This is a genomic window from Neomicrococcus lactis, assembly GCF_014200305.1.
GTDB lineage: Bacteria > Actinomycetota > Actinomycetes > Actinomycetales > Micrococcaceae > Neomicrococcus > Neomicrococcus lactis.
Genome location: NZ_JACHBL010000001.1, coordinates 517,543 through 530,576 on the forward strand (window position 1 = coordinate 517,543; position 13,034 = coordinate 530,576).

Consider the following 13,034-nt stretch of genomic DNA (forward strand, 5'->3'; position numbering starts at 1 on the left):
CGTTCGCATTTGCGATACGATGGGACCTCGGCGACGCAAGCTAGCGTCGTCGTACTTTCTGAAAATCTAGTAGCGCATGCGCGCACTGACCGCGGCACTCGCCGCTTAGAAAGGTCCTTTTGTGATCTCTCAGCACACTTCAGCTTCCCGGCTGAAGCGACGCACCCTCATGACCCTCGCCGTTCCAGCAATGTTGACCCTGGCTGCTTGTGGCCAGCAAGGCGGCACTGCAGGCGCATCCTCAAGCGGTTCCTCGAATTCTGGAATCTCTGTGGTTGCCTCCACCAATGTGTACGGCGATATTGCCCAGCAGATTGGTGGAGACAAGGTCCAAGTTTCGTCCATCATCACGCGCGAATCTCAGGATCCGCACTCGTATGAGGCCAGCGCTCAGGACCGCTTGGCCGTGTCTAAGGCCAAGCTCGTGGTGGCAAACGGCGGTGGCTACGACGACTACATGGATCAGCTCGCTGGCAACGGCTCGGCGTCTGTCATTCATGCCGTGGATTTCTCCAAGGAAGACACCACGCATGACCATTCGGGCGAGGCCCACGCTGAACACGAACATGGCGCCGAGGGCAACGAGCACGTCTGGTACGACCTCCACGCCATGGAGGCCCTAGCGGAGGGGATTAAGGACGAGCTGATCAAGGTTGATGCTTCGAACGAAGCAACTTATGTGGCCAACGCCAAGAAGCTCGTGGAGTCGCTGAAGCCGCTCGCTGACCGTGCACACGCTTTGGCTTCGGCGAATGCGGGCAAGAAGTTCGCGATGACGGAACCTGTGCCGCAGTACCTTCTGTCGGAGACTGGCTTCGAGGATGCCACTCCTGCTGGTTTTAGCTCCGCGATTGAAGCCGGGAATGATGTCCCGCCGCTCGTTGTTCTGGACATGGAAAAGGCGCTCGAAGCTAAGTCTTTCTCCTTCCTCGCGTTCAACCCGCAGACGGCCACGCCACAGACGGATTCCATCAAGGCAACCGCCGAGAAGAACGGCGTTCCGGTGCTGAATTTTCTGGAGTTGTTGCCGGAAGGTAAGGATTTTCAGCAGTGGATGAGCGAGAACATCTCAAGTATTGAGGGCCTGAATGCCAAGTAGTACCTCCGCCCAGGAGCCAACGCAGTCTGCATCCGCAGCACCGCGGCCGGCTATCGATGTGCAGGACGCATGTCTGAGCTTTGGCAATCGCACGTTGTGGGACAACCTGAGTTTTTCAGTAAACCCCGGCGAGTTCGTGGCTGTGTTGGGTCCCAATGGCTGCGGTAAGACCACGCTCTTGCGAGTTCTTTTGGGACTTCAAGAACTGGACCGTGGCACCGTGCGTATCGCCGGAAAGCCAGCTACCCGCGGCTCGGCCGACGTCGGATACATTCCGCAACAGAAGATGCTGCCGGAAAACACCCCACTTCGCGGCCGTGACCTCGTGGCTCTTGGACTTGAGGGTTATCGCTGGGGACCGGGCTTGCCCTCTCGCAAGACCAAAGACCGCGTGCAAGAACTCATCTCGCTCGTGAAAGCGGAGAGCTTCGCGGACCGTCCCGTGGGACTGTTGTCCGGCGGCGAGCAGCAACGACTGCGCGCGGTGCAGGCTGTCGCATCCCACCCGCCGGTGCTGTTGTGCGATGAGCCATTGCTCTCACTCGATTTGAATCACCAGCGTGCCGTGACCTCTCTGATTCACCAGGAGACGGTGGACAATGACACCGCCGTCCTGTTCGTCACCCACGAAATCAACCCGGTGTTGCCGTACGTGGACAAAGTGTTGTTCTTGGCTGGCGGCCGTTTCAACGTGGGCCACCCGGATGAGGTGCTGACCTCGGAAGTCCTCTCAGATCTCTACGGTTCTCATATTGACGTGGTGCGCTCCGAGGACCGCGTGGCGATCATCGGCCTGCAGGACGGCATTGTGCACAAGCATCAGGAAGGAGCGCTCTAGACGTGAACTTCAGTGACATGTGGAGCACCATTTTCTCCTTCGAAAACTACGCCGAGCTGCTTCCACTGGTTTCTAACTCTTTGTTGGCCGGCGCCATTTTGGGCGTGGTCGGCGGCTTGATCGGCGTCTTCGTGATGACCCGCGACATGGCGTTTGCGGTGCACGGCATCGCCGAACTGAGCTTCGCCGGAGCAGCCTTCGCGCTGCTGATCGGTGCGAACGTGATTTGGGGATCCGTGGGGGGTTCCTTGATTGCAGCGCTCTTGCTAGGAGCGTTAGGCACCAAAGCAAGCGACCGAAATGCCGTCACTGGCGTCCTCATGCCCTTCGGGCTGGGCCTCGGCATTTTGTTCTTGTCCCTGTACGAGGGCCGAAGCGCCAACAAGTTTGGCCTCTTGACTGGTCAGATCGTGTCCGTCGATTCCGTGCAACTAGGACTTTTGGCTGGCGGAGCCGTCATCGTCATTGCCGCTCTGCTGGTGATGTGGCGTCCCCTCATGTTTGCCTCCGTGGATCCAGCTGTCGCGATGGCTAAGGGCGTGCCGGTGCGCGGTCTTTCGATTGCGTTCATGCTGGTGCTCGGCCTTGCCGTGGCGTTGTCCATCCAGGTGGTGGGCTCGCTTTTGGTGCTGGCGCTACTGATTACGCCGGCTGCCGCCGCATTGCTCGTGTCTTCACGCCCGCCGATTGTGGTGGGGTTGAGCGTGCTTTTTGCCATGACCAGCGTGGTGGGAGGCATTCTGCTCTCGCTCGCGGGCCGCTTGCCAATTAGCCCGTACGTGACCACGTTGAGCTTCTTGATTTACGCGATCTGCCGCACGCTCAATTGGGTACGACGCCGCAGCTACCGTGCGAGGGCACGTGCAGAACACTCCGCACACAGTCCGGAGATTTCCACGACGTGAGTGGCTTGCGTAAAGCCATATTTAGCAGCGATTGAGGCCGCCCACTCTTCGACGTGGGGGGCCTCAATTTCTACCGTCTTGCTGCAGTTGCGGCAGAGCAAGTGGTGATGGTGTTCGTCCATAGCGCAACGCCGGAACACGGACTCGCCGTCATTCGAACGCACGACGTCCACTGAACCTTCATCCGCCATGGATTGCAGGACGCGGTACACGGTGGCAAGGGAGACTTTGTCGCCACGATTTTGGAGCCACACAAAGAGCTCTTGAGCGCTCATGAAATCGGGTACTTCGCCGAGGGCTGCCTCGATCGAACGGCGTTGACGCGTATTGCGCACGGGGGCGCCGCGAAGTTCAGCGGAATTCGACTCTTGAGATGACGCCTGCGGGGTGGACATATTCCTCCTTGGACATGAACTTCCAGTTTACCCGTGGCTGGGAGTTTCCGCTGTGGAGGTTGTCACGATAAGCCACGGGCTTAGGGTGGAATCATGAAGCTTACGAAGTTTGGACACTCCTGCATTCGCCTCGAAAAAGACTCCGGAGTACTGGTTTTTGATCCCGGTACCGAAAGCGACGTCGAAGCCGCCCTTGCTGGCGCCACCGCTATTCTCATCACGCACGAGCACGCGGATCACTTTGACGCGGAGCGGGTCCTACCGTTTCTGGAGTCCAATGAGAAGCTGGAGATCTACGCGCCACCGAGTGTCGCAGCGAGCATTCATGAGAGCGCTTCTGAGCAGGTATCCGAGCGCGTACGCGTTCCTCATGTGGGGGAGCCGTTCGAAGTTGCCGGTTTCAATATTCAGGTCTTTGGCGGTCAGCATGCGCTGATCCATCCCTTGCTTTCGGTGGTAGCAAACTACGGCTATCTGGTGGACGGCGACGTTTTCCACCCGGGCGATTCATTCACTGTTCCTGAGACCGTGGCGAAGAGCCAGCTCAAAGTACTTTTGGTCCCGTTCCAAGCGCCGTGGTCTAAGACCTCTGAAGTCATTGACTTCGTCATTTCAGTGCGCCCCGCGCGGGCCCTTCCGATTCACGACGCCATGGTCAATGACAGTGGCCGCGGCGTGATCGAGAAGCACGTGAAGATGATTTCCTCTCGATTCGGCACCAGCTACGAGGTTCTTGAGAATGGAGTGACTCTTGACCTCGCATGAGACTTCTCACGCTGACGCACACCGCCGCCAACCAGCGCTGATTGATGCCGGTGAGCTTGCGGCCCGATTGCAGCGCGGTGACCGAATCGTGGTACTTGACGTTCGCTGGTCACTGGCTGCCGCCGCAGCGAAGGACCCGGCGTCCGACGTTCCCGTGGGCTTCGACGAGTACCGCGACGGCCACATCCCAGGTGCTCTCTTCGTTGACTTGGAAACGGAGCTAGCCGCCCACGCTTCACCCGATCACGGTCGCCACCCACTGCCATCCAAAACGGACTTTCAAGAGACCGTTCGCTCGCTCGGCCTCCAGAAGGACGACTTCGTGGTGGTCTACGACGACCTGGCGGGCATGTCAGCCGCACGCGCCTGGTGGCTCCTCGGGTTTGCAGGCTTCCGAACGGCCGTACTCGATGGAGGTCTCACAGCATGGGTCGCCTCCGGAAGAGAACTAGAAACCGGCAGTATCCCGCGTCCGCAAGCTAGCGGCGTCGTTATCGATTGGAACCGTAAGCCAGTTCTCAAGCACCGCGACGTTGATCACTTCGCGCAGTCAGGCTCACTCTTGGACGCGCGAGCGGGGGAGCGCTACCGCGGCGAGACGGAGCCAGTGGATCCGCGCGCGGGCCACGTTCCGGGTGCCATTAGCGCCCCCACCAGCGAGAACGTCAACGAGAGCGGTCACTTCAAGACCACCGAGGCGCTGCAAAAGCGATTTGAGTCTTTGCTCTCGGCCGATGTTCCAGTCGCTGTGTACTGCGGTTCCGGTGTGACTGCGGCCCATGAGATTTTGGCGCTGGATATCGCAGGCATCGATGCTGCGCTGTACCCGGGGTCGTGGTCTCAGTGGTCAAATGACGAGTCCCTACCACTGGAAACAGGTTCCCACAAGTCACTTTGAGACAGGGAGAACCGGCGCACGGATTCAAGTGGTAATTTCGAGACATGACTCCTCAATCAGGCCGACCAGTGCCTCCAGCTATGTCAGATATCGCTGCTTTGCGCGAGAGCGTCAACCAGCAAGCATCCGCCAACGCCTCCGCCGGACGTACCGCCCACGCTGTGGGTATGGTTCAGACGGGCGGCCAGCTCGAAAAGCTCGACATCGAACGCCGTGCCGTAGGCCCGCGCGACATCGACATTGAGATTGACTTCTGTGGACTGTGCCACTCAGACATTCACTCCGCTCGTGGCGAATGGGGTGCGAAAGAACTTCCTTTGGTCACCGGCCACGAGATCGTGGGTCGTGTGGTTGCTCTCGGTAGCGACGTCGAGGGCTTCGAGATCGGCGAGCGCGTGGGCGTTGGCTGCCTTGTTGACTCGTGCGGTCAGTGCGAATCCTGCGAGCAGGGCTTGGAGCAGTACTGCCTCAACGGCGCTGTGGGCACCTACGCCTCGACGAACCCGAAGACCGGCGAATACACGCAGGGTGGCTACTCCACCTCGATCGTGGTGGACCAGGACTTCGTGCTTCACGTTCCTGAGTCTTTGGACCCAGCCGCCGCTGCACCGCTCCTGTGCGCAGGCATCACCACCTACTCGCCGTTGAACCACTTGTTCGTGGATCAGGAAGACGCCGTGGGCGTTGTAGGCCTCGGCGGCTTGGGCCACATGGCCGTCAAGCTTGCCAAGGCCATGGGCGCGGTTGTCACTGTCTTCACCACGTCCCCCTCCAAGGTGGAGGCTGCCAAGGAACTCGGCGCCGATCACGTGGTGTTGTCAAAGGACGAGGACGCCATGAACGCTGTTCGCGGAACGCTTGATGTCATCATCGACACGGTCGCCGCGCCTCACGATCTCAACGATTACTTCAAGACCCTCAAGGTAGACGGAGCGCTGGTTCAGGTGGGTCTCCCATCTGAAGCTATGCCAGCCATCCGCCCGGGCTCGCTCATTTCCCGCCGCCTCACCTACATGGGTTCCAACATTGGCGGCATCGCCGAAACCCAGGAAGTCTTGGACTTCTGCGCCGAGCACGGCATCGTGAGCGACATCGAAATCGTCACGGGTGACCAGCTCAACGAGGCGTGGGAACGCATGGTTGCCGGAGACGTCAAGTACCGCTTCGTCCTGGACGTCAACAGCTTGCGTGAGGCTGAGACTGCGGGAGCGTCGGCATGAGCACGGTCTTTTCCAAGATCATCTCGGGCGAGTTCCCTGGCCGCTTTGTCTGGGCTGACGAGAAGGTTGTTGCCTTTCTTTCGATCGGTCCGCTGACCAAGGGACATACTCTGGTGGTTCCTCGCGAAGAGATCGACAAGTGGACGGAAGCTCCCGGTGACTTGGTGTCTCACGCGACGTCCGTGGCTCAGATCATCGGTCAGGCCCAGGTGGAAGCCTTCGGCGCCGAGCGCGCTGGTCTCATGATCGCCGGCTTCGAGGTCCCACACATGCACGTGCACGTGTGGCCCGTGAATTCCCTCGAGGATTTCAACCTTGCGAATGTGCGCAGTGACGTTCCAGACGCCGAGTTCGACGACGCAGCTCACCTCTTGCGGGTCGCCTTGCGTCAAGCGGGCCACGAGCAATTCGTTGCCGACGCTGGGCCGCTTCCGGCTTAGCGAGGGCTGAGGACTAGAACGAACGAAGTAGGCCACTCCGGTGTTGCAGTTACCTGCGGCCGGAGTGGCCTACTTTTGTGCCCTCTAGGTGTGGACTAGTTCTTGGCTACCGCTTGACGTCCTCTTGACTACTTCTTGAGTTCCGCGAGCGCTTCCCGGAGCGCGGTCCGAATGCGTTTCTCCGAGACCGGATGAGCGGTTCCGAGTTCTTGCGCAAAGACGCTCACGCGGAACTCTTCGATCATCCATTTGATGCGAGCAAGGGATGCTGGAGTGCTCTGGTTCGGCAATAGCTGATCCAAAGCGGCGTCGTAGTCGTCCTCGAGGGCTTGCACGATGCCGATATTCTGCGCCTCGCGAGGAGCCGCACCCGATGCCAGCTTTTCCAAACGCGTCTCCATGCCAACGAGGTATCTCGGCATATGCCGCAGCTGTGCGGATCCGGTGCGCGCAACGAACCCGGGGTACACCAGCAACTCCAACTGGCTACGAACGTCAGCGACGCTCGCGGCGACGGCTGGAGAGGTCAGCGAATTCAGTCGCTTCGTGAGGCGAAGTGACGCTGAGAGCGTCTTTTCCACCAGCGCGGTGATGGTGAAAACGCTGTCGATCAGCTCTGCACGGACGGCATCGAAGAGTTTCTGGAAGTCCTGACGCGTGTACGGCAGATTCGCAGGCACCAGCGAGTCGATCGCGGCAAGCGAGCTGTCGCGGATGAGCTCTTCGACAGAACCGTGCGGGTTCTGTGAAAACACCAGCTTCTCGTTGTTCTTCAGGTGATCCAACACGTAGCGGGCGGGCGAGGGGATAGTGAGTTGCAAGAGACGCACCACGCCGGTTCGGTGAGCAGCCTGCTGCTCTGCCGCGCTGCGGAAGACCGTCAAGCGAACACTGGAACCTTCGTCCACGAGGGCAGGGAAGGCGGTAATGGTCTTACCGGCAACCGTTGATTCGATCTTCTGGTGGATGGTGCCCTTGTCGCCCAGGTTCTCATCCCACGAGGTCAGCCCGGCACGCTCCCACGTTCCCGTGACCTGAGCGGATCCCGGTGCGCCAGCCTTCTTCTGAGCACCTCGAGCGTTTTGCTTCTGCGGTACTGCGGTTCCGGGCTTAGCGGGCACACTGGATCCGTTGCCTGATACTTTGCCGGACTGGCGTGGCTCAAGGCTAGAGGCGATCGCCTGACGGTTTTGGGTGGCCAAGGAGACCTGCAAGTACTTGAGGTCCTCGGAGCGTGCGAGCATCTTGTTCTGCTGCCCGATCACTTCAAACTTTGGCTTGAGGTGCGGCGGGATGGCATCCCAATTCCACGATCCCGGCGGAATGACAACGCCACGCAAACGGCGCAGGACGAGTTCTAGCGAGGGCTCGAGAGCATCAACAGTGGGGTCGAAATCGGCGTTCAGAGCGGCAGTCGCTTGGCGCGCTACGTCGGGTGCCGGCACAAAGTTCTTGCGGATGTTCTTCGGCAGTGACTTGATGAGCGCCGTGACAAGTTCTTCACGGAATCCAGGTACCTGCCATGCAAACCGGGCAGCGTCCAACTGGTTGAGGAAGAGCACGGGAACACGGACTGTCACTCCATCGGTCTCGTCGTCACGGGCCGCCGGGTTGAATTCGTAGCGAAGATCCAATTCCAGATCGCCATGCTGGATGGTGCGCGGGTAAGCGCTCTCATCAATGTTCTCAGCTTCGTCGCTGCGCAATGCGTCTGGATCAAAATCCAAGAGCTTTGGATCGTCCCGCTGAGCGACCTTCCACCAGGCATCGAAGTGGCGTTCGCTCGTGACGTCCGGCCCCAGACGAGCATCGTAGAAATCAAAGAGGTCTTGGTCAGAGACGCGGAGGTCACGGCGACGCGTACGAGTCTCAAGTTCCTCGATGTCCTCGAGTAGCTTGCGGTTGCGCGCGAAGAACGCGTGACGCGTCTTCCAATCACCCTCGACGAGGGCATGCTGGATGAACATTTCGCGGGCAAGCCGTAGGTTCACTGCACGGAACTGAATGCGACGTTGGGCCACAACCGGCAAGCCAAAGGCCGTGACTTTCTCGTATGCCATGACGGAGCCCAGTGAGGACGACCAATGCGGTTCTGAGTAGCTCTTCTTCACCAGATGCGGTGCGACAACTTCTACCCAGGCGGGGTCGAACTTCGCGTTGGTTCGTGCCCAGAGCCGTGAGGTTTCCACGAGCTCTGCGGCCATGACCCAGTCCGGGCGCTTCTTGAACAACGCCGAACCAGGGAAGATCGAGAAACGTCCGCCACGGGCGCCTTGGTAGTCGCGCTTGCGCTCGTCCCAAAGACCGATGTGGCTGACAAGACCTGACAACAAGCTCATGTGCACGTTGTCAGCCTTGGCGACGGGATCGATGGGTGCTGCTGCAATCTTGATGCCCACGGACTTCGCGAGCTGACGCAATTGCGTGAACAAGTCCTGCCACTCACGCACACGAAGGTAGTTGATGAACTCTTGCTTGCAGAGGCGGCGGAACGCTGAGGAGGACAACTCTTGCTGCTTCTCTTGCAAGTAACGCCACAAGTTCAGCAGGCTCAAGAAGTCCGAGTTCTCGTCTTCAAAACGCCGGTGAAGTTCCGTGGCGCGCTCGCGCTTGCCCGTCTCTTGAGAAGGCCGTTCGCGAGGGTCTTGGATACTCAGCGCAGCAGTGAGGACCATGACTTCTTTAGCGCAGTCTCGGCGTCCAGCTTCGAGGATCATGCGGCCCAAGCGCACGTCAACGGGAAGCTTGGCTAGCTGCCGGCCCGTGCGGGTAATGCCGCCGGAATTGCGTCCGCTACCGGAACCCCCGCCCATCGCGCCGAGTTCGCGAAGGAGGACGACGCCGTCGTTCACCGCTTTGTCATCTGGCTTCTCCACGAAGGGGAAGTCGCCAACGTCCTTGGGCGAGGCAATGATGCCCATGGCGCTCATGCTCAATATGACGGACGCGAGGTTGGTGCGCAGGATTTCGGGGTCCGTGAATTCGGGGCGGGATTCGAAGTCCTCTTCCGAATACAAGCGGATGGCGATGCCATCGCTGACACGACCACAACGGCCCGAGCGCTGGTTGGCGCTGGCCTGTGAAACGCGTTCGATCGGCAATCGCTGGACCTTAGTGCGGTGCGAATAGCGAGAGATGCGGGCGACGCCGGTGTCGATCACGTACTTGATACCGGGAACAGTCAAAGAAGTCTCAGCGACGTTCGTGGCCAGAATTATGCGGCGGTGCGGGCCGGGATTGAAAACCTGATGCTGCTCGGCAAGCGACAAACGCGCAAACAAAGGCAGAATCTGTGTTCCCGCGAGGCGTCGATTGCGCTCTACGAGTCCGCGCAAGGCATCGGCCGCATCGCGAATCTCGCGCTCGCCGGAGAGGAACACCAGAATGTCGCCAGGCGCCTCTTTGGAGAGTTCCACAACGGCATCGCAAATGCCGTCCACGGGATCCTTGTCCTCTTCAAGTACGGACTCAGGATCGAGCTCGTCCGCCTCAAGTTGCTCATTGGCGGCAAGCGGACGGTAACGAATTTCCACGGGGAAGGTACGGCCGGACACTTCGACGATCGGGGCCGGCTTCTCTTCGGAGCCAAAATGCTTAGCGAATCGCTCAGGGTCAATGGTGGCCGAGGTAATGACGATCTTGAGGTCTGGGCGCTGGGGGAGCAGGCGCTTGAGGTAGCCCATCAAGAAGTCGATGTTGAGGGAACGCTCGTGAGCTTCGTCGATGATGATGGCGCTGTAGCGCTCAAGCTTCCGGTCCTGCGGAATCTCGGCAAGCATGATGCCGTCCGTCATGAGCTTCACCTTGGTCTCCTTCGAGACCTCGCCGGTGAAGCGCACTTGGTAGCCGACTTCGTCGCCGATCTTCACGTCCAACTCTTCGGCCAGACGCTCTGCGACAGTTCGCGCCGCGAGTCGACGCGGCTGGGTATGACCAATGACGCCGCGGTCGCCGTACCCCAACTCCAAAAGCATCTTCGGCAGCTGAGTGGTCTTGCCGGAACCAGTCTCACCGGCAACGATCACCACTTGGTGCTCAGAAATAGCTTTCTTAATGTCCTCGCGCCGCGCGCTGACGGGCAAAGTTGGGGGATAAGTAATAGTCATTGACATCGCTCAAACAGCTTAGTTGAAAGCCCCGGCACTGTCGCAAAGGATCAGTGCCGGGGCTTTCAACAGACGTCGAAGCTTTCAACGGACGCCGCGGTGAACCGAACTAAACCAACCCGCGAAGGCGAGCGGCGTCGTCGTAGTTTCTAGTGTGAACTCGTTACTGCGAGTACTGAACGCGCTCCCACGAGAGCAGCTCAGCGCTCTTGGAGTTGGCTCTCGAGACCGTGACGCGCAACCACTCGTTGCTGGTCGCCGAGCCTTCAACCGTGACGCGATCGAGGTTGGACACCGGATCCACGCCGTACACATCCACCCATGGGGACCCTTCGGCCAGCGGCTGATCCGCCGTGTACACGTGGGAGTCACCATTGAAGAGGTACACCGGGCCGTCGAAGGACGCGGCTCCTGCAGCAATGGCTTCGACCGTCTCCTGGAAACCGGACACGATGGATGGGTTCTTATCGGCGCCAGAGGCGAGGATCGCACGATCAAACATGTCCGCCTGCGTCATGATGACGACGCCGCGGGCGTTGGTCTTGCTGGCCTTCTCGAAGGTCTTGTTGATCAACGCAACGTTAGCTTCCGTGCGGTGCGTTTCCTCAGCGAGCTGCTCTGGAGTAGCGACCTTATTGCCCAGGCCAGTCCACGGGAGCAAGCTGTTGTTAGAGCCCTGCACGTCGACCACCGCGAACTCCACGCGCTGCTCCGTGAAGCTGACGTTCTCAGGAAGGCCCAAGTTAGCCTGCGACTTCACCGGCATGTTGGCGCCCAAGGTCTTGCCTGCGACAGGGAAGAACACTTCGCGGATCTTGTCCAAGCGCTCGAGAGGGTTGTACTGACCGTTATTCACGCGGTGGCAGTCCACCCATTCGTTGTCGCCCGGCGTGTAGATCAACGGGGTCTGCAAACGGTCGAACTGTGTGCGGATCATCTGGAAGTACTCGTCCGTGCACTTGTCAGAGCCAGCCTTGATGTCACCCACGTGCGTGAGGAACTTCAGGTCCGTCTGGGTGTTTAACTCGGTAATCATCGAAGGGAACTGCGCGATCTTTGCCGCACCGTAAGGGACATCGCCGATCACACCGAAGGTGTAGGCGGAGCTGTTGTTGTCCTTTGCAGGTGCTGCGGAAGCGATAGGGGAAAGGGTCGCCGCAAGCGCGAGGGCTGCGAGTCCCGCGCCGACGCGGGTCTTGAAGGAGGTAGCCATGAGAGTCTCCTGAATTTTCGAGAGATGAAATGGCGCTGCAAAATGAGTGCCGCTCGTGAGACTAGGAGCTACGGGTGAATCGGAGGTTGCGAACAGGTGAAGTTTGCGCGCTCGCAGTCCTCCCTCGGTAATCGCGGAAACGATGAGCGTCAACGACAGGGCATCGCCGTCGTCATTGAAAGCAAAGAAAACAGAAACGGTGACCCCTCAAAGGTGTCACCGCGTCAGAAAATATTGGAAATGTTTGGTGCCCTCGAAAGGATTCGAACCTTCGACCTTCTGCTCCGGAGGCAGACGCTCTATCCCCTGAGCTACGAGGGCGGGGGTCCCGAAAGGACAGCTTTGAGCTTAGCAGTACTCAACCACTCAGCCCCAACTGCCCGTCCGCCGGTCATCGATTTCCGAGGCATGCGTGTTGGAAGCATGACCTGACGTGCGCGGAGTTCGAGTGGCAGGAGCATCGACGTGTCCCGGCAGGATTTTAAAGCGTGGTTTGCGCGGAGTGACAGCCTCACTGGCCGGCTCCGTCCGTGGCGATTCCTGGTTGGACACCGAATCGGCGCTAGCAGGGGATGGCTGAACGGATGGCACGGCGGCGGATTCGGCGGAAGCGTTCTGAGCTGAGCCCCGAGTAGGGAACGCAAACTCTCCGCGACCCTGCTCATAGCGGTACAGCGTCTCGTGAATGCGGTCTATGAATTCGTTGACCTCGCCCATGTCATAGCCTTCGCGATACCGCGTGGTGTTGAAACTAATGTCAGGAATCTCGGCAGACACCAAAACGCCGTCCGGCAACCGGTAGCGGGGGCCGCGTTCGTGAGCTTCGAGGGCTTCGCGAGCATGCGTCAGGAAGTTGTCCACTTCCGTGGTCTCGAAGCCTTCGTGGAAAGTGACAGCGGAAAACGTCACGCTATCGAGTTCCTCAACGGTGACAGAACCGGGCCAGGCGTTGGCCTTTCGGTGACGTTCCTCATAGTCGATTAGCTGGCGTGCAAGTTTCTTATGCGCGAGGTGGCGGCGGGTCTTGTCCGCGAGCACCACAAGGACGGCGAGCGCCGCAACGCTACCGCCAACCCACCAAACAATAGGGAGAAACGAGTCCACGGTGACCATTCTCTCCATGATTTGTGCCAATCTCGTTCCGAAACACCCGAA

The 13,034-nt window shown here is 59.6% G+C and carries 11 protein-coding genes and 1 tRNA gene; 7 read left to right on the top strand and 5 right to left on the bottom strand.

Features of this window, described 5'->3' with window-relative positions:
- Nucleotides 1–121: 121 nt before the first annotated feature.
- Genes BKA12_RS02455 through BKA12_RS02465 form a run of 3 tightly spaced genes read left to right on the top strand, consistent with a single transcriptional unit; the run spans nt 122 to nt 2,842 of the window.
- Entirely contained in the window at nt 122–1,099 is a 978-nt protein-coding gene (locus BKA12_RS02455) for a metal ABC transporter solute-binding protein, Zn/Mn family (RefSeq protein WP_338087400.1), read from the top strand.
- Nucleotides 1,089–1,937: a metal ABC transporter ATP-binding protein gene (locus BKA12_RS02460; protein WP_183640405.1), complete on the top strand. Its 849-nt coding sequence runs from the start codon at nt 1,089–1,091 to the stop codon at nt 1,935–1,937. Before BKA12_RS02455 ends, BKA12_RS02460 begins: the two co-directional genes overlap by 11 nt.
- 2 nt (nt 1,938–1,939) lie before the next feature.
- On the top strand, nt 1,940–2,842 hold the full coding sequence (locus tag BKA12_RS02465; protein WP_183640407.1) for a metal ABC transporter permease: 903 nt from the start codon (nt 1,940–1,942) through the stop codon (nt 2,840–2,842).
- On the opposite strand, the gene BKA12_RS02470 is transcribed toward BKA12_RS02465, so the two are convergent.
- Nucleotides 2,782–3,237 (bottom strand): Fur family transcriptional regulator, encoded by a 456-nt coding sequence (locus BKA12_RS02470; protein ID WP_183640408.1) that lies wholly within the window; start codon nt 3,235–3,237, stop codon nt 2,782–2,784. The two genes, BKA12_RS02465 and BKA12_RS02470, sit on opposite strands and share 61 nt — an antisense overlap.
- 93 nt (nt 3,238–3,330) lie before the next feature.
- Here BKA12_RS02470 and BKA12_RS02475 point away from each other — a divergent pair, with 93 nt between their 5' ends.
- The 4 genes from BKA12_RS02475 to BKA12_RS02490 are packed head-to-tail and all read left to right on the top strand — an operon-like array spanning nt 3,331 to nt 6,560.
- Nucleotides 3,331–4,002 (top strand): MBL fold metallo-hydrolase, encoded by a 672-nt coding sequence (locus tag BKA12_RS02475; protein ID WP_183640410.1) that lies wholly within the window; start codon nt 3,331–3,333, stop codon nt 4,000–4,002.
- Entirely contained in the window at nt 3,989–4,900 is a 912-nt protein-coding gene (locus BKA12_RS02480) for a sulfurtransferase (protein ID WP_246361586.1), read from the top strand. The genes BKA12_RS02475 and BKA12_RS02480 overlap by 14 nt, the downstream gene beginning before the upstream one ends.
- 44 nt (nt 4,901–4,944) lie before the next feature.
- Nucleotides 4,945–6,120, top strand: a complete 1,176-nt coding sequence (locus tag BKA12_RS02485) for an NAD(P)-dependent alcohol dehydrogenase (protein WP_183640411.1) — start codon at nt 4,945–4,947, stop codon at nt 6,118–6,120.
- Nucleotides 6,117–6,560: an HIT family protein gene (locus BKA12_RS02490; RefSeq protein ID WP_183640413.1), complete on the top strand. Its 444-nt coding sequence runs from the start codon at nt 6,117–6,119 to the stop codon at nt 6,558–6,560. The genes BKA12_RS02485 and BKA12_RS02490 overlap by 4 nt, the downstream gene beginning before the upstream one ends.
- A gap of 128 nt (nt 6,561–6,688) precedes the next feature.
- Here BKA12_RS02490 and hrpA read toward each other — a convergent pair whose 3' ends face one another.
- From hrpA to BKA12_RS02510, 4 genes are all read right to left on the bottom strand, one after another.
- Complete coding sequence (hrpA, locus tag BKA12_RS02495; RefSeq protein ID WP_183640415.1) at nt 6,689–10,672, bottom strand: ATP-dependent RNA helicase HrpA; 3,984 nt, start codon at nt 10,670–10,672, stop codon at nt 6,689–6,691.
- A gap of 157 nt (nt 10,673–10,829) precedes the next feature.
- Entirely contained in the window at nt 10,830–11,879 is a 1,050-nt protein-coding gene (locus BKA12_RS02500) for a hypothetical protein (protein WP_183640416.1), read from the bottom strand.
- A 245-nt stretch (nt 11,880–12,124) separates the two neighbouring features.
- Nucleotides 12,125–12,200: transfer RNA gene (locus BKA12_RS02505), tRNA-Arg, on the bottom strand.
- Nucleotides 12,201–12,245: 45 nt separating this feature from the next.
- Nucleotides 12,246–12,983 (bottom strand): DivIVA domain-containing protein, encoded by a 738-nt coding sequence (locus BKA12_RS02510; protein ID WP_183640418.1) that lies wholly within the window; start codon nt 12,981–12,983, stop codon nt 12,246–12,248.
- Nucleotides 12,984–13,034: the final 51 nt, after the last annotated feature.

Coding starts and splice junctions, on each gene's coding strand:
- BKA12_RS02460 (WP_183640405.1), top strand. CDS start 1,089: ATGCCAAGTAGTACCTCCGCCCAGGAGCCAACGCAGTCTGCATCCGCA.
- BKA12_RS02470 (WP_183640408.1), bottom strand. CDS start 3,237: ATGTCCACCCCGCAGGCGTCATCTCAAGAGTCGAATTCCGCTGAACTT.
- BKA12_RS02475 (WP_183640410.1), top strand. CDS start 3,331: ATGAAGCTTACGAAGTTTGGACACTCCTGCATTCGCCTCGAAAAAGAC.
- BKA12_RS02485 (WP_183640411.1), top strand. CDS start 4,945: ATGACTCCTCAATCAGGCCGACCAGTGCCTCCAGCTATGTCAGATATC.
- BKA12_RS02490 (WP_183640413.1), top strand. CDS start 6,117: ATGAGCACGGTCTTTTCCAAGATCATCTCGGGCGAGTTCCCTGGCCGC.
- hrpA (WP_183640415.1), bottom strand. CDS start 10,672: ATGTCAATGACTATTACTTATCCCCCAACTTTGCCCGTCAGCGCGCGG.
- BKA12_RS02500 (WP_183640416.1), bottom strand. CDS start 11,879: ATGGCTACCTCCTTCAAGACCCGCGTCGGCGCGGGACTCGCAGCCCTC.